The 26,932-nt window shown below is 67.2% G+C and carries 20 protein-coding genes and 1 pseudogene; 6 read left to right on the top strand and 15 right to left on the bottom strand.

Annotated features, from left to right (window positions below):
- Positions 1-33 precede the first annotated feature (33 nt).
- Together hutC and hutH are read right to left on the bottom strand one after the other, a co-directional pair.
- The gene (hutC, locus tag B0G69_RS17075; RefSeq protein WP_121318880.1) at positions 34-729 is read right to left on the bottom strand and encodes a histidine utilization repressor; all 696 of its coding nucleotides are present in this window, start codon (positions 727-729) and stop codon (positions 34-36) included.
- 24 nt (positions 730-753) lie between these two features.
- Complete coding sequence (gene hutH, locus B0G69_RS17080) at positions 754-2,274, bottom strand: histidine ammonia-lyase (RefSeq protein ID WP_199731240.1); 1,521 nt, start codon at positions 2,272-2,274, stop codon at positions 754-756.
- Positions 2,275-2,715: 441 nt separating this feature from the next.
- Here hutH and B0G69_RS17085 point away from each other — a divergent pair, with 441 nt between their 5' ends.
- Together B0G69_RS17085 and B0G69_RS17090 are read left to right on the top strand one after the other, a co-directional pair.
- A complete protein-coding gene (locus B0G69_RS17085) occupies positions 2,716-3,630 on the top strand; it encodes an NAD-dependent epimerase/dehydratase family protein (protein ID WP_121318884.1) in 915 nt (304 codons plus the stop codon).
- 109 nt (positions 3,631-3,739) lie between these two features.
- Entirely contained in the window at positions 3,740-3,922 is a 183-nt protein-coding gene (locus B0G69_RS17090; protein WP_121318886.1) for a hypothetical protein, read from the top strand.
- Positions 3,923-3,994: 72 nt separating this feature from the next.
- Here B0G69_RS17090 and B0G69_RS17095 read toward each other — a convergent pair whose 3' ends face one another.
- Complete coding sequence (locus B0G69_RS17095; RefSeq protein WP_121318888.1) at positions 3,995-4,732, bottom strand: thioredoxin family protein; 738 nt, start codon at positions 4,730-4,732, stop codon at positions 3,995-3,997.
- A gap of 361 nt (positions 4,733-5,093) precedes the next feature.
- Positions 5,094-6,476 (bottom strand): NCS2 family permease, encoded by a 1,383-nt coding sequence (locus B0G69_RS17100; protein WP_121318890.1) that lies wholly within the window; start codon positions 6,474-6,476, stop codon positions 5,094-5,096.
- Positions 6,477-6,959: 483 nt separating this feature from the next.
- Here B0G69_RS17100 and B0G69_RS17105 point away from each other — a divergent pair, with 483 nt between their 5' ends.
- Positions 6,960-7,925: a PRC-barrel domain containing protein gene (locus tag B0G69_RS17105; RefSeq protein ID WP_121318892.1), complete on the top strand. Its 966-nt coding sequence runs from the start codon at positions 6,960-6,962 to the stop codon at positions 7,923-7,925.
- Positions 7,922-9,175: an MFS transporter gene (locus tag B0G69_RS17110; RefSeq protein ID WP_121318894.1), complete on the top strand. Its 1,254-nt coding sequence runs from the start codon at positions 7,922-7,924 to the stop codon at positions 9,173-9,175. The genes B0G69_RS17105 and B0G69_RS17110 overlap by 4 nt, the downstream gene beginning before the upstream one ends.
- Before the next feature lie 68 nt (positions 9,176-9,243).
- Here the strand turns inward: B0G69_RS17110 and B0G69_RS17115 are convergent.
- Together B0G69_RS17115 and B0G69_RS17120 are read right to left on the bottom strand one after the other, a co-directional pair.
- A pseudogene (locus B0G69_RS17115) lies at positions 9,244-9,897 on the bottom strand (MFS transporter); the annotation flags it as partial.
- Positions 9,898-9,982: 85 nt separating this feature from the next.
- Positions 9,983-11,155 carry a M20 aminoacylase family protein gene (locus tag B0G69_RS17120; protein ID WP_121318896.1) on the bottom strand — a complete coding sequence of 391 codons (1,173 nt, stop codon included), beginning with the start codon at positions 11,153-11,155 and terminating at the stop codon, positions 9,983-9,985.
- Positions 11,156-11,273: 118 nt separating this feature from the next.
- Between B0G69_RS17120 and B0G69_RS17125 the strand changes: the two genes are divergently transcribed.
- Positions 11,274-12,224, top strand: coding sequence for a LysR substrate-binding domain-containing protein (locus B0G69_RS17125; RefSeq protein ID WP_121318898.1), 951 nt, complete (start codon positions 11,274-11,276; stop codon positions 12,222-12,224).
- 45 nt (positions 12,225-12,269) lie between these two features.
- On the opposite strand, the gene B0G69_RS17130 is transcribed toward B0G69_RS17125, so the two are convergent.
- Positions 12,270-13,163, bottom strand: coding sequence for a LysR family transcriptional regulator ArgP (locus B0G69_RS17130; RefSeq protein WP_121318900.1), 894 nt, complete (start codon positions 13,161-13,163; stop codon positions 12,270-12,272).
- 99 nt (positions 13,164-13,262) lie between these two features.
- Here B0G69_RS17130 and B0G69_RS17135 point away from each other — a divergent pair, with 99 nt between their 5' ends.
- Complete coding sequence (locus B0G69_RS17135) at positions 13,263-13,880, top strand: LysE/ArgO family amino acid transporter (RefSeq protein WP_121318902.1); 618 nt, start codon at positions 13,263-13,265, stop codon at positions 13,878-13,880.
- A 75-nt stretch (positions 13,881-13,955) separates the two neighbouring features.
- On the opposite strand, the gene B0G69_RS17140 is transcribed toward B0G69_RS17135, so the two are convergent.
- From B0G69_RS17140 to bcsZ, 8 genes are all read right to left on the bottom strand, one after another.
- Positions 13,956-14,243 (bottom strand): hypothetical protein, encoded by a 288-nt coding sequence (locus tag B0G69_RS17140; RefSeq protein WP_241991340.1) that lies wholly within the window; start codon positions 14,241-14,243, stop codon positions 13,956-13,958.
- Between the two features lie 26 nt (positions 14,244-14,269).
- Complete coding sequence (gene bcsG / locus B0G69_RS17145; protein WP_121318904.1) at positions 14,270-15,820, bottom strand: cellulose biosynthesis protein BcsG; 1,551 nt, start codon at positions 15,818-15,820, stop codon at positions 14,270-14,272.
- A 41-nt stretch (positions 15,821-15,861) separates the two neighbouring features.
- The gene (gene bcsA, locus B0G69_RS17150) at positions 15,862-18,477 is read right to left on the bottom strand and encodes a UDP-forming cellulose synthase catalytic subunit (protein ID WP_121318906.1); all 2,616 of its coding nucleotides are present in this window, start codon (positions 18,475-18,477) and stop codon (positions 15,862-15,864) included.
- Positions 18,474-19,262, bottom strand: coding sequence for a cellulose biosynthesis protein BcsQ (gene bcsQ / locus B0G69_RS17155; protein WP_121318908.1), 789 nt, complete (start codon positions 19,260-19,262; stop codon positions 18,474-18,476). The genes bcsA and bcsQ overlap by 4 nt, the downstream gene beginning before the upstream one ends.
- A complete protein-coding gene (locus B0G69_RS17160) occupies positions 19,259-19,468 on the bottom strand; it encodes a hypothetical protein (RefSeq protein ID WP_121318910.1) in 210 nt (69 codons plus the stop codon). The genes bcsQ and B0G69_RS17160 overlap by 4 nt, the downstream gene beginning before the upstream one ends.
- Positions 19,465-21,498 carry a cellulose biosynthesis protein BcsE gene (gene bcsE / locus B0G69_RS17165; RefSeq protein WP_241991379.1) on the bottom strand — a complete coding sequence of 678 codons (2,034 nt, stop codon included), beginning with the start codon at positions 21,496-21,498 and terminating at the stop codon, positions 19,465-19,467. The genes B0G69_RS17160 and bcsE overlap by 4 nt, the downstream gene beginning before the upstream one ends.
- Positions 21,499-21,590: 92 nt before the next feature.
- Positions 21,591-25,565, bottom strand: a complete 3,975-nt coding sequence (locus tag B0G69_RS17170; protein WP_121318912.1) for a cellulose synthase subunit BcsC-related outer membrane protein — start codon at positions 25,563-25,565, stop codon at positions 21,591-21,593.
- Entirely contained in the window at positions 25,544-26,830 is a 1,287-nt protein-coding gene (gene bcsZ, locus B0G69_RS17175; protein WP_241991380.1) for a cellulose synthase complex periplasmic endoglucanase BcsZ, read from the bottom strand. The genes B0G69_RS17170 and bcsZ overlap by 22 nt, the downstream gene beginning before the upstream one ends.
- Between the last annotated feature and the right edge of the window lie 102 nt (positions 26,831-26,932).

The raw sequence follows: 26,932 nt of genomic DNA on the forward strand, positions 1-26,932 counted from the left end.
AAGATGTTCGGGAGAGATTCGAAAAAAACGAAATCAGAAATGCCCGGTGAAGCGGTAACGGCTGCCGGGGTGCCACAGATTGGCAATCGAGGCGACCTGGCTTTGCGACCACGTGCGCCGATGCAGCACGAGACACGGCTCCAGTTCGTCCATCGTCAACAGTTCGCGCGTGTCGGCATCCGCCGCCAGCGCCTCGATCCGGTACTCGACCCGCTGCAACGGCGCGACGCGCACGAGATACTGGTTCGGCGTAGTGTTCGTGAAGTCCTGCAACGCGTAGTCAGGCGCGACGGCCGGGTTGACCCAGCGCTCTTCGAGCTGCACCGGCTCGTCGTTTTCGAAATGCAGCACGCGCGAGTGAAACACGGGGCTGCCCGCGCTCACCTGCATCTCCCCGGCGAGCGCCGCGTCGGCGATGCTCGCGCCGATGTGCAGCACCTTCGCCTGATAGCGATGGCCGCGCGCGACGATTTCATCGGAAATGCTGCGGATCGCCACCAGCGTCGATTCGTACTTCGGACGCGCCACGAACGTGCCCGAGCCCTGCACACGGGTGAGCACCTGCTCCGAGGTCAGCTCGCGCAACGCGCGGTTGACCGTCATGCGCGCGACATTGAATTCGCGTGCGAGCTCGTTTTCGGAGGGCACCTGGTCGCCTTCACCCCACTCGCCCGCATGGATGCGCGCGAGAATGAAGTCCTTGATGCCCTGATAAGCCGGTGCGTTCATTGGCCTCGTCCGCGTATTCACAACTTACTGCTCGGACACGAACGAGAACGGGCTCAGCTTCGCCACCGTGCCGTCCTGCACGAGCTTCGTGACCGCCGCGATGTCCGGCGCGAAGTAGTGATCGAGCTCGTAGTGCGCGACGTCGTGGCGCACCGCGTCCATCACCTTCTGCAGGCTCGGGCTGGTCTTGTGCGGCGCGCGCAGATCGACGCCTTGCGCGGCGGCGAGCAGTTCGATCGACAGGATGTTCGCGGTGTTCTCCGCGATGTCGCCGAGCTTGCGCGCGGCGAACGTCGCCATCGACACGTGGTCTTCCTGGTTCGCGGAGGTCGGCAGCGAATCGACCGAGGCCGGATGCGCGAGCGTCTTGTTTTCCGAGGCGAGCGCGGCGGCCGTCACGTGAGCGATCATGAAGCCGGAGTTGACCCCGCCATCGCGCACGAGGAACGGCGGCAGGCCCGAGAGCGTCGCGTCGATCAGCAGCGCGATGCGGCGCTCGGCCAGCGCGCCGATTTCGGCGGCGGCCAAGGCGAGATTGTCCGCGGCGAACGCGACCGGCTCGGCGTGGAAGTTGCCGCCCGACAGCACTTCGCCGGTGTCCGGGAAAATCAGCGGATTGTCGGAAACCGCGTTGGCTTCCAGCAGCAGCACGTCGGCCGCGTGGCGCATCTGGTCGAGACACGCGCCCATGACTTGCGGCTGGCAGCGCAGGCTGTACGGGTCCTGCACCTTGTCGCAGTCGGCGTGCGAGACGTTGATGCCCGAGCCTTGCAGCAGCGAGCGGTAAGCCGCCGCCGCGTCGATCTGGCCTCGATGGCCGCGCAGTTCGTGAATGCGTGCGTCGAACGGCTTGACCGAACCCATTGCCGCGTCCACCGACAACGCTCCCGCCACCAGCGCGGTACGGTACAGGTCTTCGATCGCGAACATGTTGTAGAGCGCGAGCGCGGTCGATGCCTGCGTGCCGTTGAGCAGCGCGAGACCTTCCTTCGCCTGCAGCGTGAGCGGCTTCAGGCCGACGAGCGCGAGGCCTTCGGTGGCCGGCATGCGCTCGCCCTTCGCGAACACTTCGCCGACGCCGAGCAGCGTCGCCGACATATGCGCGAGCGGCGCGAGGTCGCCCGATGCGCCGACCGAACCCTTGACCGGGATCACCGGCAGCACGTCGGCGTTATACAGCGTGATCAGCGCTTCCATCACTTCGCGGCGGATGCCCGAGTGGCCGCGGCCGAGGCTCGACAGCTTCAGCGCGATCAACAGACGCACGACCGGACGCGACATCGGCTCACCCACGCCGACCGCGTGCGACAGCACCAGATTGCGTTGCAGCAGTTCGAGCTGGTCGCGCGGGATATGCGTGCTCGCGAGGCGCCCGAAGCCCGTGTTGATGCCGTAGGCCGGCTCGCCCTTCGCGGCGATGTCGGCGACGGCTTGCGCACAGGCGTCGATGGCGGCGTGGCTGGCGGGATCGAGTTGCAACGCGACGTGCTCACGCGCGATCTGGCGCAGTTGCGGGAGAGTCAGGTGGCCGGGTGTCAGAATCATGGTGTCGTTGTCCTGTCTATACAATTTCAGAGAAGTCTAGCGGCGGCGCCTTGTATATACAACTTCTTTTTCAGGGATTCGCCCTGGGGATTTCCATTAAGGGCCGATCGAGCGGGGCTGCCTGACGTTGGAAGCGATTTTCCAGCGCGGATTCGTTCGACGGGCTCGCCGCTCCCCGGCGATCAACTTGTATATACACGTCCATAATAAGCCGCGCCATCCGGACAAAAAGGCGTTGGCGACGGCCATGCCCCACGCATCGCCGGCTGGACCGATAAGAGAGTTATAGGAGACCCGGCCCCGCGAACCCCAGTTACTCGCCCGCTGTGTGTTCATTGTTGATTTCAAATCAAGATTGATTTGAGACCAACACGCTTTTTGCGAAAATCAGGACGGCGGATACTGCACGCCTGTCATCGTGTTTCCACCAGGGAGAACGTCTTGAAAATTTTCATCACGGGCGCAAGCGGGTTTATCGGCGGTTCGATCGCGGCGTATCTCGTACGAACCGGCCATCAGGTGCGCGGTCTGATCCGCCAACCCGAACACAGTGCCGAGTTGCAACGTCTCGGCATCGAACCGGTCATCGGCACGCTCGACGACCGCGCGTTGCTGATCGCCGAAGCGCAGGCCGTCGACGCCGTCATCAACGCCGCGAGCAGCGACCATGAAGGCGCGGTGAAGGCGCTGATCGAAGGGCTCGCCGGTTCCGGCAAGCCGTTTCTGCATACGAGCGGTTCGAGCATCGTCGGCGATGCGTCGGGCGGCGAAGCCGGCGAGGCGCGCATCTATCACGAAGACGCGCTGCCCACACCGACCGCCGATAAAGCGGCGCGCGTCGCAATCGATCAACGGGTGCTCGCCGCCGCGCAGCAGAACATCCGCTCGGCCGTGCTGTGCAACACGCTGATCTACGGTCACGGCGCAGTAGCCGGCAGCGCGAGCGTGCAGTTGCCGCGCCTGCAGCGCCAGGCGCAAAAGAGCGGCGTGGTGCGTCACGTCGGCAGCGGCGGCAACGTCTGGTCGAACGTGCATATCGACGACGTCGCTGAACTCTATCGCCTCGCGTTGGAGAAGACGCCGGCGGGCACGTTCTATTTCGTCGAAAGCGGCGAAGCGTCGTTCCGCGACATGAGCGCCGCGATCGCACGCGTAATGAAGCTCGGCGAACCGCAAGACTGGCCGCTCGATGAAGCGCAAAAGGAATGGGGCTATGAGATGGCTTCGTACGGCCTCGGCTCGAACAGCCGCGTGCGCGGCGAGCGCGCGCGCACGCTGCTCGGCTGGCAACCGAAGCGCACGTCGGTGATCGAGTGGATCGAGCACGACATGCTGGCCGCCGACAAGACATCGTAAGCCGTGTAAGCACGGCCGTTGCGAATCCGTAAGCTCGTCCCGATAAAATCGCGCTCACCTGACCGTGCGATTCGACCATCAGGGTCGCACACGAGCCCGGATTTTATCGATGAACCTCGCGTTGAACTTCGACTGGCTGACCAACCTGCTGGCGATTCTGTTCGTCGTAGCGTGCCTGTACGACGCACGCTACGACGAATACGGCGTCTTGACGCTGAGCGCGGCCGCGATGGGGCTCGTCGTGATGGCGATCGAGTTTTTCCTCAAGCCCGCCTTCGACATGGCGCTTTGATGGGCGAACAATGCGGCAAGACATGCAAGCCGCTTCGCCTGCGCCCTTCACTCCAAACGGGTATTGCACCGTTCAGCAACCGCACGCGTCACCACCGCCGCGCGTTTCGTCTTCGTAACGATCGTGATGTTTGACCCAGTCGGTCAGACTGTTGGCTTCGTTGCGCCCTTTCGGCGTGACGTCCAGATGTGCGTACGTGTTGATGAAGCGTTCGTCGCCGCGTCCGTAGCACGAATACGTGTGATACACGACGCCGTCGCCGTCCTTATAGAACACGCTATGGCCGTGCTGCTCGTCGATGCCGACGTCCTGCTCGGTGAAGTTGTAGCAGGCCTTCCTGCTGGCTAGCTGCTCGGGGGTGAACGATACGTGATAGTCGAAATTGAAATCGCTGCCGCTCGACGACACCCACGGAAACGTCCATCCCATCCGCTTTCTGAACGCCTCGATCTTCGCGAGCGGTGCGTGCGATACCGTCACGTACGACACGTCGTGATGCTCCAGGTGCGTAACGATCCCCGTCATGTGGTCCGACAGGAACGAGCAGCCGACACAGCCCTCTTCCCAATCCGGGCCCATCATGAAGTGATAGACGATCAACTGACTGCGGCCGCCGAACAGTTCGGCCAGCGTCTTGCGGCCCTGCGGCGTATCGAACCAGTAGGTCTTGTCGACTTCGACCCATGGCAACGCGCGACGCTTGCGGGCGAGTTCGTCGCCGGCGCGCATATGCGCTTTTTCTTCTACCAGTAGCGCGCGGCTCGCGGCGAACCACTCCTCTCTCGTGCCAATGCGGTGTTGCGGTTCCATTTGCGTCTCCTTCCCTGCTGCATGCAGGTGGGTCAGGTACGCTCGAACGATTCCATCACGCGTCCCTGGCAGTTCGGATTATCCTGCGCGCCGCATCGAAAACGGACACCGGGATATCAATGACAGAGTACGCGCATTCGCCACGCGCGCAAGCAGCGACGCAGCCGCGCCGCTCAGGCATGCGGCCAAAAAATACGCGGTGCGCCGCAGATCGGTCACTGCGACGCACCGCGTCAAGGTGGAGAACAACCGACTACCTGTTCAACGTGAAGCGGCCCCGCCTCACACCCGTCTTTCTCCTGCGTTCCCTGCCACGAAAAGATCCGGCGAACGTCGTGCACGACCCTGCCTGTCTTTGCGCTCAGATCGCCCAGCCGCCAAGATAAAATCCGGCCAGCACGAGCGCGATCACCACCGTCCCCACGTTCAGCTTGCGATACTCGCCGCTCACCACGCGGCCGATCACGAGTGTCGCGAAGCCGAGCATGATGCCGGTCACGATGTACGCAGTCAGCACGATGAACACCGCGCACATCAGCCCCGACATCGCGTCGACCATGTCGTCCATATGCAGCTTGCTGACGTTGGACAGCATCAGCAGCCCCACATACATCAGCGCCGGCGCTGTCGCATACGAAGGCACCAGACCGGCCAGCGGCGAGAAGAACATCACGCCGAGAAACAGCAGGCCGACCACCGCCGCCGCCATCCCGGTCTTCGCGCCGGCCGCGACGCCGACCGTCGATTCGATATACGCCGCCGCCGGCGCGCCGCCCAGCAGACCCGAGAAAACCGAGCTCAGCGAATCGGCGGTCAACGCGCGCCCGCCGTTGATGATGCGGCCGTTCGCATCGAGCTGGCCCGCCTGTCCCGCCACCGCGCGGATCGTGCCGGTCGCATCGAACACGGCGGTCATCACGAGCGCGAGCACGCTCGGCAGCACGGCCATCGACAGCGCGCCCTTGATGTCCATCGCACCGATCAGCGACGCATGGCCCGGCGCGCTCAACGACGGCACCGCGAATACGCCGTGAAACGCGACGGCCGGATCGACCGCAAGCCCGATCGCGGAAATCGCGACGATCACGATCAGGATCGAGCCCGGCACGCGGCGGCGCACGAGCCCGAAGATCGCCGCGAGCCCCGCCACCGACATCAGCGCCGGCAACGCCGTGATCTGTCCGAGCGCGACCGGCAGGCCGGCGCCCGGATTCTTCACGACCAGCCCGACGTCATTGGCGGCGATCAGCAACAGGAAGAGGCCGATGCCGATGCCCGTGCCGTGCGCGATGCCGGTCGGCAGATTGCGCAGAATCCACGAGCGCACGCCGGTCACCGAGATCGCGGTGAACACCACGCCCATCAGGAACACCGCGCCGAGCGCGACGTTCGGCTGCAGCCCCTTGCCGAGCACGAGGCCGAACGCGGTGAACGCAGTCAGCGAAATCGCGCAGCCGATCGCGATCGGCAGACGCGCCCACACGCCCATCAGCAGCGAGCCGAACGCGGTGGTCAGGCACACGGCGACGAACACCGCGCTGGTGTCGAAGCCCGCCTTGCCGAACATGCCCGGCACGACGAACACGGAATAGACCATTGCGAGAAAGGTCGTGATGCCCGCGACGATCTCCTGACGCTGCGAGCTGCCGCGCGACGAGATTTCGAAATAGCGGTCGAGTAAGCCCTTTCCGTCGAACGACTCGGTCGCGACTTCGGAAATCGCCTGGGCGTGGGGTTCCATCATGATGAGTGCCTCCTTTATCAGCATGCTGAAACAGCCGTCGATACGGCCGTCGTCAGGGTTCGTCTCGTTGAATTGATTGATGTGTGGGTGCTTCGCTCAGCCTGCTTCGCTTTTGCTGCCTTTGGTTTGTTGCATCGAAATGTAGGCCAACACAAATATGTCTCCAATCGCATGGATGGCATGCCGGACATGTCGCGACGCTTATATCGTTCAGCAGACGCCACGGCCGCCGGCGCGCCGCGCGTTTACACCTACGGCTTGTCATGAGGAGGTGAAAGGCTTCTGGCGGCTTTGCGGCGCTTTCGCGCCCCGCCAGCCCCTGGCGAACGCGCGGCGCACGGCACGAAGCATGCTTGCGACCACGCTCGCGGATGCCTGCAAAATCGGGGCCGCCCGGGCTCGCGGGTTACACTCTCGCCCGTACCTGTGATAACCGCGGCGGCCTCTCGCGCCCGTCCGCACCGGCCCATGGAGTTTGCCCCGATGACTGGCGGTTTTTCGCGTCCTGCCTGGCGCGTGCTGATTCTCGCTGTCGCGCTTTTCGCGCTGTCCGGCTGCAGCCTGTTGTGGGGCCCGCAGCAGGCGCCGATCGTCGAAGCGACGATCATGCCCGTCGAACCCGCCAGCGCGCCGGCGGCGGCCTCCGCGCCCGAGCCCGTCGAAACCGAGGCGAACGAACCCGAGCAGCCGAAAAAGCCGAAGAAGCCGGTCGTCAAGCCGCACAAGGTCGAGCCTGCGCCGCCGGTCGCGGCGCCCGCGCCTGCGCCGCCGCCTCCCGCGCCGCTGATCGTGCTGCGCACGATCGAGCGCAACGAGGCGCACGGGCTGCTCGACAGCGAAGTGCAGAAGCCTGACGGCAAAGTGGTCGGCCGCGCCGTCGACATGACCGCCGATGCGCTCGGCAAGCCGCGCGAGATGGTCGTCAATCTGCAAGGCTTCCTCGGCGTGGGCGACCGCAAGGTGAACTTCCCGTGGGGCGCGTTCCGCTTCACGCCCACCGCCAAATCCGCGCCGATCACGCTCAACGCCGCGGCGGTGCCCACCGGGCCGGCCAAATCCAATGTCGTTCAGTTGCCGCTGATCGACGCCACCGTCGAGCGTGCGAACGGCGCCAAGGTCGGCCGCGTGATCGACGTGCTGATCGACGGCAATGCGCAGCCGCAGGCCGTCGTGCTCGACGTCAACGGCATAATCAGCACCGAGCGGCGCACGATTGCCGCGAACTGGTCGGCGCTGCACTTCGTCACGCGCGATAAAGAACTGCGTCCGCTCATCGATCTGAGCGACGCGCAGATCAACGCGACGCCGCCCTACGCCAACGACAAGCCGATTCGCGCGGTGTCTCCGCCGCCGCCGCCCGCGCCCGCAGCAACGCCTGCGCCAGCCGCCGCGTCGGCGCCCGCCGCGTCGACGGCCGTCGCGGTATCCAACGCACGGGCGGCCCGATGATCGGCCGCACGATGGTCACGGCGCGCAGTCTGCGCGCGCTCGATTGGCTTAATTTTTTCGTCGCCAACGTGCAGACGGGCTTCGGGCCGTTCATCGCGTCGTATCTCGCGTCGCATAAGTGGACCCAGGGCGAGATCGGCATGGCGCTCTCGGTCGGCACCATCAGCGCAATGGTGAGCCAGGTGCCGGGCGGCGCCGCGGTCGACGCGCTGCGCAACAAGAAAGGCGCGGCCGCGTGGGCGATCATCGCGATCATCCTGAGCGCGGTGCTGCTGGCCGCCAGTCCGACGGTGCTGCCGGTCATCGCCGCCGAGGTCTTCCACGGCTTCGCCAGCTGCATGCTGACGCCGGCGCTCGCCGCGATTTCGTTCGCGCTGGTGGGCCGCGCGAATCTCGGCGACCGGCTCGGGCGCAATGCTCGCTGGGCGTCGATCGGCAGTGCGGTGGCGGCCGGCCTGATGGGCGTGTTCGGCGAATACTATTCGCCACGCGCGGTGTTCTGGCTGACCGCCGGGCTCGCGGTGCCCGCGCTGATCGCGTTGTCGATGATCCAGCGCACCGATACCGTCGAGTTGCCGAAGGCCGCGCCCACGCCGCAGCAGCTCGAACGGCGCGAGAGCCTGCGCGAGTTGCTGCGCGATAAGCGCATGCTGCTGTTCGCAGCGTGCATCGTGCTGTTCCATCTGTCGAACGCGGCGATGCTGAATCTGGCCGCGGGCGAAGTGACGGCCGGCATGGGCGACAACGTGCAGCTCGTGATCGCGGCGTGCATCATCGTGCCGCAGGCGATCGTCGCGATGATGTCGCCGTGGGTCGGGCGTTCCGCCGAACGCTGGGGACGCAGGCCGATCCTGCTGCTCGGCTTTTCGGCGCTGCCGATCCGCGCGTTGCTGTTCGCCGGAATCAGCAGCCCGTATCTGCTGGTGCCGGTGCAGATGCTGGACGGTCTGAGCGCCGCGGTGTTCGGCGTGATGCTGCCGCTGATTGCCGCCGACGTCGCCGGCGACAAGGGCCGCTACAACCTGTGTATCGGACTCTTCGGGCTGGCGGCGGGGATCGGGGCGACGTTGAGCACGACGGCTGCGGGCTTCGTCGCGGATCATTTCGGCAACGCGGTCAGCTTCTTCGGTCTCGCCGCGGCGGGTGCGCTTGCCGTACTGCTCGTGTGGGCGGCCATGCCCGAAACGCGTGATGCGGCGGCGGCCGGTGATGCGCCGCTGGCTGACGGAGAAAAATCAGCGGCGAGGTGATGGCGGGCGGGTGGCCGGCGCACGCGAATGCGGGGCCGGGCCGCTTGGGTTGCTCGTTGGGGATGGCAGCCCCAGCTTTCGAGCGCCTCGGTGGACAGCCACGCCGCCAGCGCGACGCCGAGCAGCGAGCCGGACACCGTGTTCAAGCCCTGGCTCACGAACTGCCAGCTGCGTAGAACCCGCGCGTTTTGTCGCTGCCGTATTCGAGCAGCAGCGAGGTCGACGCGCCGATCTCGCCGCCCAGCGCAAAACCCTGAATCAGCCGCGCGAGGATCACCAGCAGCGGCGCGGCCAGGCCGATCGCCGCATAGGTCGGCGCGAACGCGATCAGCGCGGAGCCGAGCGTCATGAGCCACAGCGTCAGACTCATTGCCGCCTTGCGGCCCGCGCGATCGGCGTAGGCACCGAGCACGACGCCGCCTACCGGCCGCAGGATGAAACCGACGCCGAACGTGCCGACCGCCAGCATCAATTGCGCGAGCTGCCCTTCCACCGGGAAATACAGCTTGCCGATGATCGTCGCGAAGAAGCTGTAGATCGTGAAGTCGAAAAACTCGAGACCGTTGCCGAGCGTGATCGCGGCAATCGCTTTCGCGTGATGCATGCGGTCGGCCGGCGCTGCGGCCTGTGCTGCGGCCTGTGCTGCGGCCTGTGCTGCGGCCGACGTTCTATCTGCCGAGCGCGTCGGCGCGCGCGGGTTGCGGTGTAGCAGAATAGTCCATCTGTCTCTCCGTGATGTGCTTCCTGCTGACGCCGCGCACTCGCGCCAGCGACCGCATGGCCTGCTATGACATGCCGTGGCCCGCGTCAAACCAGAAACGTCTGCGCGAGTCGCACCCAGTAGGCTGCGCCGGTGGCAAGGCAATCGTCGTTGAAGTCATAGCCCGGGTTGTGGACCATGCAGCCGCCTTCACCATCGCCATTGCCGATGATCAGGTAGCTGCCCGCACAACGCTCGAGCAGGAATGCGAAATCTTCGCTGCCGGTGAGCGGCTGCATGTCGGTGATCAATCCGTCTTCGCCGAGCCAGTCGAGCGCGACCTGGCGCGCGAAACCGGTCATCTGCACGTCGTTGACGAGCACCGGATAGCGGCGCTGATAGTCCACCTCGGCACGCGCGCCGAACACGACGGCCTGCGCGGTGGCCACCGCCGTGATGCGCTCCTGCAGGTAGTCGCGCACCTCGGGTTTGAGCGCGCGCACCGACAGGCGCATCTCGGCGGTCTCCGGAATCACGTTGGGCGCTTCGCCCGCGTGAATCGCGCCGACGGTGATGATCGCCATGTCGAGCGGCGCGATGTTGCGCGAGACGATCGACTGCAGCGCCAGCACGATTTGCGCGCACACCACGACCGGATCGACGGCCTTGTGCGGCACCGCGCCGTGGCCGCCCCGCCCCGTCACCGTGATGGTCACCGTGTCCGCCGAGGCCATGAACGAGCCCGGCAGGAAGCCGAATTTGCCGGTGGGAAAGCCCGGCATGTTGTGCATCGCGAACACTGCGTCGCAGGGAAACTGCTCGAACAGGCCGTCTTCGAGCATCTTTTTCGCGCCGGCCAGGCCTTCTTCGGCCGGCTGGAAAATCAGGTTCAAGGTGCCGTCGAAGCCCTTTGCCTGCGCGAGATGTTTGGCGGCGGCCAGCAGCATCGCGGTGTGTCCGTCGTGGCCGCACGCGTGCATCTTGCCGGGCACCGTGCTCGCGTACGGCAAGCCGGTGGTCTCGTGAATCGGCAGCGCGTCCATGTCGGCGCGCAGACCCAGCCTGCGCGTGCCGTTGCCGACCTTCAGCTGCCCGACCACGCCCGTCTGACCCAACCCGCGATGCACCGTGTAGCCCCACTCCCGCAGGCGTTCGGCCACGAGGCCGCCGGTGGCGAATTCCTCGTAGGCCAGCTCCGGCTGCGCGTGAATCCGGCGCCGCAGCGCGATCATTTCGTCTTCGAGTTCGGCGATGCCCGCCGGGATGGCCATGGTGTTCACGTGTCGTCTCCGTTGATGAAAGCGTGAACCCAGCATAGCGACGCCGATTGTCCGGCGGCAGGCGTAGAATCGTTGCGCCAGCAACTCCTGGTTGCCACCCTCGGCGCCCCTTCTCCAGATGAAACTGCATCAGCTCAGTACCTTGGCCGCCATTGCGGATACCGGAAGTATCCGGGCTGCGGCACGCACGCTGGGGCTTTCGCCGGCCGCGGTGACCAAGGCGATGCGCGAACTGGAAGCCGATCTGCACGCGCCGCTGCTGGTGCGCAGCGCGAGCGGTGTCGCCTTCACCGAGTTCGGCCGCGCGCTGGTCGTGCATGCGCGCCTCGTGCTCGGGCAGTTGCAGCGCGCCCAAGCGGAGATCCAAGCGTTGCGCGGCGCGGCGGCCGGCAAGCTGTCGATCGGCATCACGCCATGGGTCGCGCTGACCTTTCTGCCGCCCGCCGTGCAGCGGTTCCGGCAACGCATGCCGGAAGTTCAGCTGGAGTTTTTCGAAGGCCTGCTCGCGGTGGTGCAGCCGCGCCTGCGCGACGGCAGCCTCGATTTTTCGATCGGCCGGCTGCCGCCCGCGTCGCCGCAATCGGAGTTTCACCACGTGCCGCTCTTTTCGACGCATTCGGCGGTGGTCGCGCGGCGTGATCATCCGCTCGCCGGTTGCCGCACGCTGCTCGAACTCGAAGACGCGGAGTGGGTGCTGAACTGGGACCCCGCGAGCCGAGAGTCGATCTCGGACAACCTGTTCCGCCAGCGCGGCATGCGCGTGCCGCACACCATTCACCTCGCGCATTCGCTGTCGATCGTGCTGGGGCTGCTTGCGCACACGGACATGCTCAGCATCTTTCCATGGCCGCTCGTCGAAGTGACGCTCGCGAAAGAGAACCTGTGGGCGCTGCCCTTGCGCGAGACGGTCGATGAAACCATCATCAGCATCACGTCACGGCGCGGCGCGCCGACCAGTCCGGCGGCTCAGTGCTTTCTCGACTGCCTGCGCGAAGTGATCGACGAAGGGGCGAGCTCGCAGGACCCGGAGCAGCGCCGGCTGTTTCATTCGATCGAGTTGCTGCTTTGAGTGGGGCATGCGCGGTTCGGCGCGACGCGCCCCGTACGCGATGATTCAATCGAGAAACTCCGCGGCCCGCTTGCGCAACACCACGCCGAAGTCGTCGAGCCAGCCGATCGACAGGCGCCAGCTCTGCCAGTACAGATCGACGTCGATGTGCTTGCCCGGCGCCATCTCCACGAGTTCGCCGCTCGCCAGATGCGCGGCGATCATCCGCTCCGGACACGTGCCCCAGCCGAGACCCGTCACGCAGGCCCGCAAAAAACCGGCGACGTGGGGAATCCAGTGCAGCGGCGGATCGAGTTCCGCGCGCGTGATGCGGCGCATGAAGCGCTTTTGCAACTGGTCCTTCGGATTGAAATCGACGCAGGGCGTGCCCCGCAAACTGTCACGCGTGACGCCGTCGGCGAAATAGCGTGCGAAAAACGCAGGCGAACAGACCGCCATATAACGCATCCGCCCGAGCCGCGTGGAGCGGCAGCCTTGCACCGGTTCGGCCTGGGTCGTGACCGCGCCTTGCACGCTGCCGTCGCGAATCCGCTCGGCCGTGTGGTCCTGATCGTCGATCACGAGATCGAGCAGCATCTCGCGCTCCGAGCAGAACGGCGCCACGGCGTCGATGAACCAGGTGCCGACGCTGTCGTCGTTGACCGCCACGCGCAATGCCGGCCACGGTTCGACCAGCGCGCCGGGCAGCGCCGGCAGGCGGCCATTCAACTCTGCTTCGAGCAATTGCACGCGCTCGGTGTGCCGGCACAACAGCGCGCCCGAGGTGGTCGCGACGCACGGCTGGCCGCGCTTGACCAGTACGCTGCCGACCCGCTCCTCCAGCAGCTTGACCCGCTGCGACACCGCCGACGGCGTGACATTCAGTTCGCCGGCCGCGCGGTCGAACGAACCGTGGCGCACCACGGCGGCCAGCGCGTCGAGCAATGCATAGTCGAGCATTAGCGTTCCTTAATCGGCATTAAGCAAATTAGCTTCTCTTATGAGCAGCAAATCCGCAGACTAGCCCCGTTCGCTTCTTCCGTCTACTGGATTCGTTTTATGAACTGGCTATCCTTTTCTCACGGCGCCGCCCTGTGCGCATCGCTGATCGTGACGATCGGCGCGCAAAACGCGTTCGTGCTGCGTCAGGGCATCATGCGCTCGCATGTCGGCAAGATCGTCGTGCTGTGCGCGCTGTCGGATTTCATTCTGATTGGCGCGGGCGTCGGCGGCGCCTCGGTGCTGGTGGAACGCTACCCGGTGTTCGTCCACACGATGCTCTACATCGGGCTCGCCTATCTCGCGTGGTTCGGCATCAACGCGCTGCGCCGCGCGGTGCGCCCCGGGCATGCGGTGCTCGACGCCCAGGCGAACGGCGCGCCGCCCACGCAACGCGCCATGCCGATCATCCTGATGACGCTCGCGCTCACCTGGCTCAACCCGCACGTGTATCTCGACACGTTCCTGCTGATCGGCACAGCCGGCGCGCGCGAGCCGCAAGACGCACGGCTCGCGTTCGCGCTCGGCGCGATGGCGGTGAGCGGGATCTGGTTCATCGGTCTCGGCTACGGAGCGCGGGCGCTGGCGCCGCTGTTTCGCCGGGCGACCGCATGGCGCGTGCTGGATGGCGCGATCGGCGGCATGGTGTTGCTGCTTGCAGTGACCCAGTTGCGCTAATCACGACCCGCGGCAGGAAAGGCGCGGTTCAAAGCGCCGCCGTGCGCTGCATTCGACAACTTCCAGGAACCGCCGTTACTCCACTTCCGCTTTCTGCGCCGGGTCGTGCCCGGCGAGCGTATCGGCTTGCCCGGCCGGCACGAGCTTCATGAGCCGCGCGAGCAGCGGCCACCTGATCAAAGACTGCTGAAACGCCTCCTTCGCCTGCCCGTCGAAGTAACGCGCCGGATCGACTTCGGGCAGACGGCGCGCGAGTCCGGTGATGTCATCCACCGGCCAGCCGCCGGCATCTGCCGCGACACTCCCGACGGCCTTCCCTGCTGTCTTCACTGCTGTCTTCACTGCCGCCTTCGAAGCAGCCATGCCGCCATCCTTCGTCGTCGCCGCCGTCATTTGCCATCCACCCATACGCCGTCCGGCGTCTTCACGACATAGCCCGATGCCGTCTTCATCGTCACGGTCCCTTCGTTTTCGCCGACCATCTGCGTTTGCGGCAGATTCATCGCGTACTGCGACAAGGTCACGCCCGGCTTGAACGGGCTATTCGACACGAGGTTCGACAGCAGTTGCGCGAGCGCGAGAAAGCTCGACGGATTGTCGATCACCGTAGTCGGCCCATGGTTGCCCTGGAAGCCGACCAGCCGCACACCCGCCGGACCATGGATGACGCGCGGCGTCGGAATTTCGCGCAGGCCGGCCACCTGGTTCGCGTCGCCGCGCAAGGCCGCGCCGTGTTCGGGTACGAACACGATCACCGCGCGCCGGCCCGATGCCGCGATCAGATCCGCGAACCGGTCGAAGTCGCTCATCAGCCTGTTCACCCGCTGCGGGTACGAATCGAGGCTCGACAGACTGCTGTTCGGCAAACGATTACCGTCGTGCAAACTGATCGTGTTGTAGTACAGCGCGACCGGTCCCGGCGTGCTAGCGCGCTGCGCGTACCAGTTGGCGAGCGTCGCGTAATCGTCGCGAATCGCCGAACCGTCGAACGCGTGCATCGCGACCGGCACGCTGGTATTCGAAATCATCGGCACGTTCGGCACGCCGGCGTTGTCGTGCACCAGTTGCAGGAAGTTGTCGAAGTGGCCGTCGTGGTTCAGCATCGTCTGCGGGGTGTAACCCGCCTGGGCGAGATCGGCGAGCAGATGGCACTGTTGCGGCGCGTCCTTGTAAAGGTCCGCGTGCGCCTCCTGCCCGCAACTCGCGCGCAGCACGCGAATCGCGGCCGGTCCGCTATAGCTCGCCGCCGTGCTGAAGTTCGTGAACAGATAGTCGAAATGGCTCAGCATCGGATGATTGCGCGCCTTCACCGCATCGAGGTCGTCCCACGACAGCGAGCAGATGTGCAGCACGATCACGTCGAACTGCGTGTTCGGATCGGCGCCGAGATGGCCGAACGTGACCTGCCGCTGCGACTCCTGCGTGCGGAATGCGGCGAGCGCCGCGTTGTGGTCGAGCGGCTGCGCGGCGAGCGCATTGCCCGATGCCGCCACCACGGGTGCGCTGCGCAATTGCGCGAGTACCGTGCTGCCCTCCTGCCACACCGGAATCGCGACCAGCGCGATCAGCACGAAGGTCGCGACGCGCAGCCAGCGGTTCACGATCAGGTACGCGATCAGACCACCGAGCGCGCCGAGCAGCAGCATCGGCGGCAGAAAACGCTGCGCGAGCTCCAGCCAGTAGCCGAAGCTGAAGGTGGTGAGGTTGCCGAATTCTTCCGTGAGACGCGCGAACGGCGGCACGTTCGCTTCGTGGTACATCAGCGGTATGCCGATCGCGAGTCCGAGCAGGTTGCGCAACACGCGAAGACCGCGATGCCTGAGCGTCGCGCTCGCGGCGAGCAGCAACGCGAAGCCGAGGTTGACGAGCCACAGCGGTTGAAGATGGCCGCCCGCGAACAGGTACAGCTTGACGATGAAGTACAGGTTCCACAAAGTCATGAACAGAGTTCTCACATGGGCCCGGCGCGCACGCCGCGGCATTAATAGCGTGTACGGTCCAGCGCGAGCAGCGACTGGCCTACGCGCAGCACGCCGGTCAGCAGCCTCGAATAACCTTCGATGCCCATCGTCAGCACGTCCTTCAGGCCGCGCAGCGGGGTGTCCTCGACGGTTTGCTCGCCCCAGTCGAGCCATGCGTCGGCGCGGCCGAACGTGCATTGCACCATCTGCCGTTCCTGCTCGAGCGTCAGGCCGTCGAAGCGCACGCCCAGATGCTTGCCGACGAAACGGCTCACATAAACGGGAAAATGAAACTGCCGGTCGCCTCGGCTCAGGCATACGCCGAGGCTGTCGCCGGGCGCGAGCTTCAACTCCGGATCGACTTCGAGACCGAGTCCGCCGGTCGAATAGTCGCTGGTGGTGCACGCGAGCGTCGTGCCGTCCGCGAGCAGCAGCGTGGCCGCCGCGCGCATCGCGATACGGTGGGTCACGCGCACCTGCTTCGCCTCACGCGCCACGCTTGCCGCCGCGCCGAGCATCACGAGGTTGTAGAGCGTCCAGAACACATTCATGAGGATCGTCGCAGTCTCGCCGCTCTGGCCGAACATCAACCGGTACGCGCCCGCCAGCAACGCGCACGCGTTCAGTCCGAGCAACACCAGATACGGCTTCGACACGGCCCAGTCGAAGTAACCTTCGTCGATGCTTCCGCCCTTGTCGGTCACGTTGAACTGGCCGTGCTTCGGACTGAAGAAGGCGATGGTGGTCGGCAGCGCGATATACCAGGCGAGCACCGATTCGTACACTTCGGCCCAGAACGAGTGGCGGAATTTGCCCTGCATCCGCGAGTTCGCGATGTTGGCGAGCACGATGTACGGCAGCACGAACCCGGCGATGGTGGTCGCCGACGCGTTGATGAAATACATCTGGAAAAACAGATACGCCATCGGCATGGTCAGGAAAATCAGCCGCGGGATGCCGTAGAAAAAATGCAGCATCGCGTTGCCGTAACAGAGCCGCTGGAAAAAGCTCAGGCCGCGGCCGAGAAACGGATTATCGATGCGGAAAATCTGCGCCATGCCGCGCGCCCAGCGCGTGCGTTGCTTGATATGGCTCGCGAGGCTTTCGGTGGCGAGACCGGCGGCCTGTACGGTCGGCAGATAAGCGGTCGTATAGCCGCGCCGATGCAGTTTGAGCGCGGTATGCGCATCTTCCGTGACCGTCTCCACCGCGACGCCGCCCACTTCTTCGAGCGCCGTGCGCTTGATCACCGCGCACGAACCGCAGAAGAACGACGCGTTCCACAGATCGTTGCCGGATTGCACGAGCCCGTAAAACAGGTTGCCTTCGTTCGGCACGCGGCGGAACGTGCCGAGGTTGCGCTCGAACGGATCGGGCGAGAAGAAGTGATGCGGCGTCTGCACCATCGCGCAGCGGGCGTCGCGCAGAAACGTGCCCATCGTGGTTTGCAGAAACGAGCGCGTCGGCACGTGATCGCAATCGAAGATCGCGATGTACTCGCCGTGGGTCTTTTCCAGGGCGCGGTTGATGTTGCCGGCTTTCGCGTGCCGGTTGTCGTCGCGAGTCAGGTAGCCGATGCCGCTGTCGTGCGCGAACTGTCTGAATTCTTCGCGATGGCCGTCGTCGAGCAGATAGACGCGCAGCCTGTGCGCCGGCCAGTCGATGCCCTGGGCGGCGAACACGGTCGGCCGCACCACCGACAGCGGCTCGTTATAGGTCGGAATATAAATGTCGACGCTCGGCCAGTTCGCGGTGTCGGCGGGCAGTTCGGCGACCGCGCGGTTCAGCGGCCACGCGGTCTGCACGAAGCCGAGCAGCAGAATGACCCATGTATACGCTTCGGCGCCGAACAGCAGATAGCCGAGAATCGCCTCGCCCGGCGTCTGGAACGACAGCGTCTGCGTGACGCGCCACCAGACATAGCGCGCCATCGCGAGCAACGCGAGCGTCGTGAGGATCAGCACCGGCATGCGGCCAGGGAAGCGGCGCAAGATCAACGCGACGACCACCAGCACTGCGAAGAATTCGAACTGACCATCCGACGACAACGGCGAGGTACCGATCACCGTCCACAGGACTGCGCCCGCCAGCACGATGAGCGGCAGCAACCAGCGAATGTGGCCGACGCGCTGGGTGCCGCTTTCGAGTTGCGCGCCCCAGCGCTGCCACGGCAGGCGCGGCAGCATCCCTTCGACACGGCGGTGCAGGCGGCGCCAGCGCAATAGCACCGGCACCAGCCAGCGGTCGATCCACGCGAGCACGGCGCGCACCTGCGCGGCGGCGCTTCGCCCGGACAGGCGCGGCGCGCGGACGAAGGCGCGCCACAGCCAGGCGCGCAGGCGGTGCGGTTCGAGCACGCCCCATTGCAGCGCGAGATGCAGCACGGCGGCTCTGATCCAGCGGCGCGGGTAGTCGGGCTTGCCCGCTGAAGGCGGTTGGAAGAACAGGCGTACGAACCAGTCGAGTGGCGTGCGATCGACGGGGACGCCCAGGTTGCGGGCAAGCCAGTCGAGGGTGCGCTGGCGTGGAGTGCGGGGGGTGGCGCCAGTGGCGTCAGTGGCGGCGGGGGCGGTTTGGGGCGCCTTGCCGGGCGCCTCGCCACGCTCACCCGCGCCCCCGTTGATCGGCCTGTTCATGCCGCGTCACCTTCGCGGCGCGCGCCGATCGCCGATATCCCGCCGACCCACGCGTCGAGCCAGTTGGCTAGCCCATGCAGATCGTGCGATGCCTGCGAACGCGGCGCATCGTCGAACAGCCACGTACCGCGCGCGAACGACTCCGGCATCGCTACATCGAGATGCACGCGCTGCGCGAGCGGCAGGCCATCGCCGAGCGCCGCCGCGAGCATCGCGAGCACGTCGCGCTGCATGTCGCGCGCCGGATTCAGGCGGTTCACGATGATCCTCAGATTCGCGCCGCCGCGCCGCAAGTCATCGAGCCGCGCGAGGAGCGTCGCGCAGGCGGCCGGCTCGGGCGGCGTCACGCAGAGCACCAGGTCGGCGCAACGCAGGGCTTGGGCGGCCTGCTGCGAGGGATAGCGGGCGGTGTCGATCAGCACGACGCCATCGCGCGGCAGATCGAGTTGCGCGAGCGCGCCCGCGAGCCACCGCGGCTCGGCGGCAAGCCGTGCATCGCAGCGCGCGCCATGCGCGAGCGAGACCTCGCCGTACGGCACGAACAGCACGCCCTCGGCATTGCGCCACGTATGCGCATGCCAGGCGCAAGTCTCATCGAGCAGCGCTTGCGCGAGCCCGGTGGGCGCGAGGCCGTCGATTCCGAGATGCGCGCCGAGCATGTTCTGCGGATCGAAGTCGAGCGCGACCACCTGACGGCCGCGCCGCGCGAGCAATACCGCGAGCGCGGCGCTCAGCGTCGTGCGGCCCGTGCCGCCGGCGGTGGAAACGACGGCGATCGTTTTCATCGTGCGGCCTCGTCGACGCGCTGCGCCTCGGGCAGCAGCCGGGCACGCAGCGCGACCGGTTCGATGTCGCAGCGCACCGCGTCGCGCGGATCGAAGCCGCGCATCGCCGTGAGCCCGCGACGCGCGCCGCCGCGCTGCCAGACGATCCATACCGGTACCGCGATGACCACACCCGCGGCGAAACAGGTCAGTAGAAATTCCATCACTCGTGCTCCTTGTTTCGCAACGGCATCGCGTAAGGTTCGGCGTGGCGGCGCGGCGGCGTTGCGCGGGGCGAGGCCTGGCTTTTCTGTGGCGACGCCCCTGGGTGCGCTGCGTTGCGTTTCGTCGCTGCGGTCGTCTGCGCGACCTCGGCGTTCGTGGTGTTCGCAGTGTTCGCGGAATCCGCGGCGCCGTTGTCAGCAAACGCAGCGGCACCCTCCTGCGCCTCACTGCGTGCCCGCTTCAGCGCCTCTTCCACCGTCGCGAGTTGCTCCGCTGCCGCCAGCTCAGCCGCTCCCAACGGCCTGCGTTCGACCCGCAAGCTCTGCCTCAGTCCCTCGGCACCACTGGCACGCACCGGCGCCGCAAACAGATCGCTGTAGTCGGCAATCCGCGCGCGCCGGTTCGCCGCTTCCAGCGCAGCCAGTTCATCGCCGATGCTCTGCTCCGCCAGATGCACGAGCGCATCCGCAATCCGCTCGACCGGCACATCGAAGATGCGCGCCAGCGCGGCATCCGCATCGGCCAGCCGGCACGCGAACAGGAACACGTACAGATGCGACGCGTCGGCGGTAAACACGTCGCCCTCGCGACGCGGCACGCAGTGCCTCAACGCGTCGACATGCGCGCACTGCGGCAGCACCGACAACTTGACGAGCACATGCGGCAACTGCAGCACGGCACTGCGTTCGAGCACGGTGTGCACGCGCTCGCAGAACGCGCCGGCAGGCAAATAGCCGAGCACGGCGTCGCTCAACGCAGCGCTGAGCGCGGCGCGATAGTCGGCGGCGACCGGCCGCGCATGAAGCTGCCCTTGCAACGATTGCAGCAGCGACTGCATGCGCGAAAACGGCAGATCGCGGCCCAGCACGAGGTTGGCGCCGAGCGTCAGCACCAGCAGCTCGTATTGATGACGCAGCACCTCCCCGCGTTCGACAATCACGATTTTCAGCGCGCGTCCCGCCTGCCGGCGCAGCGCATGGACCGCCGCGCACAGCGCGTCGAGCTGCGCGCTGCCCGCGTAGTCGAGCACCACGGTTGCCGCCTGGGCATCGGCGCAGGCGGCCAGCACCGCCGCCTGATCGGCCAGCACTTCCCAGTGCGGCGGCACCCACGCCTCCTGGCCGCGCACGACCGCGCGGCTCACCACGACCCGCTGTTCGTCGCGCGCCAGCAACCCGTCGCCGCGTGCGATCAGGCCGCCTGGCGCATCGGCCGCGACGCCCAGGCGGCCGCTCTCGGCGAACCGCAGCGCACGAAGCTCGCCGGTCACGAGCGTGCGGTCGGAGCGCCAGAAGTCGACGTGCCACAACAACTCGCCGTGCGTGTGCTCCATGCGCGCGACGCCGGCGCACGCGGCGTGAAATTCGTTGCGGTCGTGCTGCGCGGCCGGGTTGTCCGCGGACGTGCGCGTAACGAGCCAAGCGCTGTCGTCGAGTTCTGCCTCGCCGGACGGCGCACCGAGCAGCAGCACCAGCGTGACGTTGCGCGCCGCGCACCAGTTCGCCAGCATCCGGCCCTCGCGTGCGAGCGCGCGGGCGTCGTCCCAGCTGAACCAGCGCTCGGCGCCTTCAATGAAATACAGCGAACGCGAGCGCAATCCGAAGCGCTTGAGCGCGCGCAGACCGCCGAACACCCTCGCGAGTTCGACGGGTGCGGCGCGCGGCACGGTGGCTTGCGTGGCATCGATCGCATCGGCTGCATCGGCCGCCTCGCCGACGGTCCGCGGCATCGCCAGCACGCTCAGATTGCGCGGCCAGCCCGAGGCCGGTGCGTTCGCGCTGAAGCCGAGTTCGCGCAGACGCTGCGCCACCTCGGCGCGCTCCCGTGCGAGCACGACCGTGACATCGCGCGTTTGCGCCGCGCGCGCGCTCTGCCAGATCAGCGCATCGGCGCCGGAGGTGCGCGGCGCGGCATAGAGCGCGTAGAGCTTGCCGGCTTCGAGCGAGGCCCATTCGTCGGGCAACGCGTCGAGCGCGAGCCGTCCGAGCTTGCGCGCGGCCGCCCGCGAGCCCGCGCGGCCGAAGGCTTGCAGCCAGCGGCGCAAGAAGGCGCCGGGCGCCGCAGGCTTGAGTGGATTCGAAACGGTGCTCACGCGTGGATTCCCTGATCTGATTGCATCGCCGGTCAATAGCTGGAGTAAAGACGCACGGGGCGCGGCGACAGACTGTTGTCCTGCTTGCGCGCGTCGAACGTATAGCGCAGATAGACCAGCGCGGAACTCGGTGCGTAGTCGTGCGAACGATCGATGCTCAGTTGCGCGCCCGCCAGCAGATGCGGGTTGAAGCGGTATTGCACGATGCCTGCGAGCCCATACGAAAACGCGACGCCGCGCGTCGAGCTCGCGGTGTTCACCAGCGTGCCGAGCCCGGGCGCCGCACCGAGCCCGGCAGGCAAACCGTTCGGGTAGTACGGCGAATTCTTCTCATACGAGTTGGACACACCGAGCGTCGCGGTCAGATCCCAGTTCAGCGCGTCATGCCGCCCGGCCCATTCGATCGGCACGCCGAGCGACAGATAGCGCTGCGGACTGTAGTAGCCGCCCTGGCCGAACGAATAGAAGCGCAGGTTGTTCGTGTAGTGCCACACGTTGCCGATCAGACCGGTGCTCACGAGCGTGTCGACGCGCCGATAGACCGGCACCGTGAAGCCCGTGCGCAACGTCACCGCCTGATTGCTCGCGACGTTGCGGCCAGTCAGCATGCCCACGCCGAGATCGGCGAAGAGACTCGTCATGCCGACATCGACCGCCGAATGCAGATCGATGCCGTCGCGGCGCACGCCGCCCCACACGGTGCCAGTCACCGGATCGTGCATGCCGGCGTACGAAAGCTGGCTGCCTGTTTCGGGACGCCGCGAGCCGCTGACGGAGAAGCTCGCCGGTCCGGCGTCGAATTCATAGCGCGCGCCGCCGACGAGGTAATGCACCGGGAACCCGAGCGGCGTCGTGCCGATGTCGAAGCGCCACGCGTCGGACGTATAGCCCGCGCCGAGCGCCACGCCGGTCACCGATTGATGCAGATACGGCGAGCTCGCGAGCAGCGCGGCGCGGGTCTGCGCCGGAATGCCGAGCGAGGCCGCGAGATTGTCGGCCGCGCCGATGGTGCCGAACGTATCGCGCGTGAACGCGTTGCCTTCGCTCGGGTCGAGCGTGCCGGCATCCAGATGCACGGTGTCGATGTGAGCGAAAAAGTGGCCGTCGTAGCGATACGGAATCTGCAGGTACACCGGCGCCTGCCACGCGCGCAGCTGCGAGATGCCGGCATCGCCCGATTTATACGCGGGCAGCCAGCCGGTCTCGATCTCCGGATTACGGCGCTGCTCGAGATCGGCGAGCGCCGCTTGCGCGGGGGTGCCGTCGGGACCGGCGCTCACGCCCGCCGCGCGCTCCTGCGCGAACGACAGACGGTACAGCGAAGCGGCCTCCTCGTATTGCCCGAGATCCTGCGCGACGCGCCCGCTTTGCACCGTCACGTCCGGGCGAGCCGGATACGCGACGCGCAACGCCGAGGTGACCCGCTGCGCTTCCTGCGGCTGACGCAGCGCGGCGAGCCGGCGCGCCGCCGAGAGCCGTGTGTCGACATCGTCGGGCGCGGCGTCGTCGAGCACGCTGCGCACCAGGTCGAGCGCGCTGCGCCGCTCGCCGCTCTGCTCCAGCACGCGGGCGAGCGCCAGTTGCGCATCCGGATCGTTGGGCGTGGCGGCCAGTACCGGACCTAGTGCGGCGCGCGCGGCCGCATAGTGCCCTTGCAGGCGTTCGAGATCCGCGACTTCGAGTGCGTAGCGTTTGTCGCGCCGGCCCGCCGGGCTCACGTGGGCGAGCAACTGCCGCGCACGTTGGCCATCCTGACGATCGAGCGCCTCGTCGGTTTCGCGCAGCACGAGACGCAGCGCCTGGTCTTCGAGACGCGCGCTTTGCGCGGCGCTGAGCTTGACTTGCGGATCGGCGCGCAAGCGGGTCAGCCACGCGTCGAGTCCGGCGTTGCCGATCTTCGCGCTGGCGCTGCCGAGCAGATCGCCATAGCGCAGGCGCACGTCGGCATCGGTCTGCTGCGGGTGGGTGTCCATCCAGTTTCGCAGCAGCGCGAGACCGCGCTGCGCTTCGCCCTGCTCGATCCACATCGCGCCGACCGCCGCGAGCAGATTCGGGTCGTCGGCGGCCAGCGTGCGCGCTTCGTCGAGCGCCTGGCTTGCGCCCGCGCGATCGTCGAGCGCAAACGCGGCGCGCGCCTTGACGAGCCACTGCTGCGCCTGGAGGTTGCGCGCGAGCGCGCGCATGCCGTCGGTGCGGTCCCGCTCGGCGATCGGCGCGAGCACGGCTTGCGCGCCGCCGATGTCGTCGAGCGAGTTGCGGTACAGCGCGCTCGCGTAGCGCATTTCGGGCGAGGCGGAGATCGCGAGGCCGTCGTCCATCACGACGCGGCCGAGTTGCGGCAAGCCCAGATCGCGATACAGACGCGCAAGCGCAAAGCGCGTCCATGGCGCGTCGGGCGCGGCCCGCAAGGACGCTTCGTAGCGCTGCGCCGCAGGCCCCCGCTGACCCGCGGCCAGCAGCCTGTCGGCCTGGCTCGCGAGCAGATCGGCGCGCAGTTGCGCGAGGCTCTGGCGATCGTCGGCGGCGCTGAAGCGGCTTTGCAAGGCGTCGAGCAAAGGCTCGACCTGGGCCGCGCGGCCGGTGTTCTCGAATAGCGTCTGCGTGCTGCGCAGCGCCGCGATGCTCGGCTCGCGCGCGGTGAGCAGTTCGCGCAGCAGGGGTTCGGCCGCGCTCCAGTCGTGCTGCGCGAGCAGCGCATCGGCCAGCATCAGCGTCGCGTCCGGGTTGCCGGGCTCCATCGCGAGCGCGGCGCGCGCGAACCGCTCCGCGTCGCGCGGCTGGCCTGCCGCCGCCGCGTCGCGGCTATGCGCGAGCGTGCCCCAGAACTGCGCGGCGCGCGCGAGGCTCTCCCATTTCGCGCGATTGTCTGGCGCGAGTGCGGCCGCACGCAGAAACAGCGCGTGCGCTTCGTCACGCCGCCCGGCCCGCATGCGTGCGAGACCCAGGCCGCCGACCGCCTCGGCGTCGTCCGGACGCGCCTGCGCGGCGCGCGCGAGCAGCGCTTGCGCGCTCGTCAGATCGTTGCGCGCGAGCGCCTGCAAACCGCGTTGCTGCGCGATGTAGTCGGGGTTGCGTTCGAGTTGCCGCTGCGCGTCGAGTCGCGCTTCGATCGCGGCGACCCGCTCCCTGAATTCGGTGTCGTCCGGCACGAGCTGCAGATAGGCGCGCAGCGCGTCGACATACGCCGGGTCCGCGCCCGCCGATTGCAGCACGTGACGCCACGCGTCGAGCGAGGCCGAGCGATCCGAGTCGGGCCGCGTCGCCAGATTCCACGCGATGCGGTTGGCCTCGGCACGCGTCTCACCACGCGCGTTCAGCAGGTTCGCGAGCACCAGCGCCGAATCGACGTCGGACGGGTCGGCGGCAAGCCGCTGACGCAACGCGCCGATGGCCTGCGTGCGGCCCTCGGGCGTGCCGGCGATGATCTGGTAGTACTCGGCGCCGAGCGAGCCCGACGGCGCGCCGTGCGGAAACAGCGCGAGCAGGCGGCGCGTCGCTTCGGCGGACTGGCCGCTGCGCGCGAGCAGACGCACGGTCGCGAGTTCCTGGCGGCCGTTGGTGGCGACGCGGAACTCGTCTTCGATCTGCTGCGTCGCGGCTGTACCCGGCGCGACGGACCGCAGCCGCGCGAGCGTGGCCTGCGCGGCTTGCGCGTGGCCGAGACGCAACTGGATGCGCACCTGCTCGGCGAGCAACGACGGATCGTCGGGGGCGATCAGCAGCGCTTTCTGGATCGCCTGCGACGCGAGGTCGTCGCGATGTTTGGTCGACCACATGCGGGCCGTGGCGAAGAGGCGTTGGGTGGCGGCGTACTGCTGGGCCGACGCGCCGGGCCTCGCATTGATCACGGCGGCGGAAGCCGCGTCGGAAGCCGCATGCGCTGTCACGGCGCGCGCCATCGCCGCTTGCGCCGCTTGCGCGGCTTGCGCCCACACGCTGCCCGCGACGCCCATCCACGCGAGCGCGGCCAGCCGCGCCGCGCGCTTCACTGAGCCGAGGCGCGACATGGCGAACTCCATGGTGGCTCGAGGGTGCCGTCGGCGGCGAACCGGTAACGGCCGTCGCGCCAGCCCAGCGCGAACAGGCTCAGTACGCTGCTGTAATAACCGGTGGGCGTCTCGCGGTCGAGTTGCGCCACGCGCGCGATCTGCGCATCGGCGAGCGTGTGCTCGCCGCGCGCGTCGAGAAATGGCGCGGCGGCCGCCGAGAAGCCGGCATTGCCCATGTTCGCGCCGACGGCGCCGGTCGTCGTATCGACTCTTTCCGGCGGCGCGCCATGCGCGGCGATGAAGTCCGCGAACGGCGCGAAGTGCGCAAGCAGCGTCGAAGCAAGCGGATCGCGCGGGTCGAGCGTGCCGGCCCACAGGTACACGCGGATCGCGTTATACGCGCTCTCGGCCTGGGTCTGCGGGTCCGGCGCGAAACCCTGCTTCGTGCGATACAGCGCCCAGTCCGGTGCGAAGCCGCGCGGCGCGGTATCGGTCAACACACGGCGGCTGCTCGCGAGAAGACGCTCCCAGCGCGCGTCGTCCGGCAGCCGCGTGGCGATGCCGCGAAGCACTTGTGGCGGCGAATAGCTCGGATTGACGCGCCACACGTCAGCCGCCGGATGAAAGCCGACCGGCCCGGGCAGCAGCGTCAGGCCGAGCCCCGCCATGCTGGCGGTCTCCTCGTCGAGCACGCGCTTCGCGAGCACCGCGCCGCGCGCCGTATAACTGCGTTCGTGCCACGCGTGACCGGCTTCGAGCAACGCATACGCGATCCACAGGTCCGCATCCGACGATGCGTTCGCGTCGAGCACCTTCCACTGCCCATCGTCCGCGCGGCCCCACAGCCAGGCCGGCAGATGCGCGGTCAGGTCGCCTTGCGCGAGATGCTGTTCGGTCCATTGCAGGATCGCGTCGAAGGCCGCGCGATCGTTCGCGACCAGCGCAAAGAAAAGCGCGTACGACTGGCCTTCGGAGACGGTACGCGAATCGGTTGAGCCGACGTCGATCACGCGACCGTCGGCGGACATGAAATCGCGCTTGAATTGTTGCCAGCGCGGCCAAGGGGAGAGTGCGCAGTTTGCGGGCGGCGTGGTAGTCGCGTTCGACGGGTTGGCTGTGCTGGTTGCGTCGGTTGCGCTAGTCGCAAGAACGGCGTGAGCGGCGTTAGCACTCGATGCAATAACCGCATTCGCCCCGCCGCCCCGTTGCGTCACCTCTTGCGCAACCGCCTCTTGCACGCCTATCCCCATCCCCATCGCCATCGACGCACCCGCCAAGGCCATCGCCACGCCAACCGCCCGCACGACAGCCCCCGCCACCTTCAGGCCCAAACCCCAACCCGCATCGCCCCGTGCGTCAGCCCGCCCCCACCCCGGCGGCGCCTT

The sequence above is a fragment of the Paraburkholderia sp. RAU2J genome (assembly GCF_003634845.1).
Lineage (GTDB): Bacteria > Pseudomonadota > Gammaproteobacteria > Burkholderiales > Burkholderiaceae > Paraburkholderia > Paraburkholderia fynbosensis.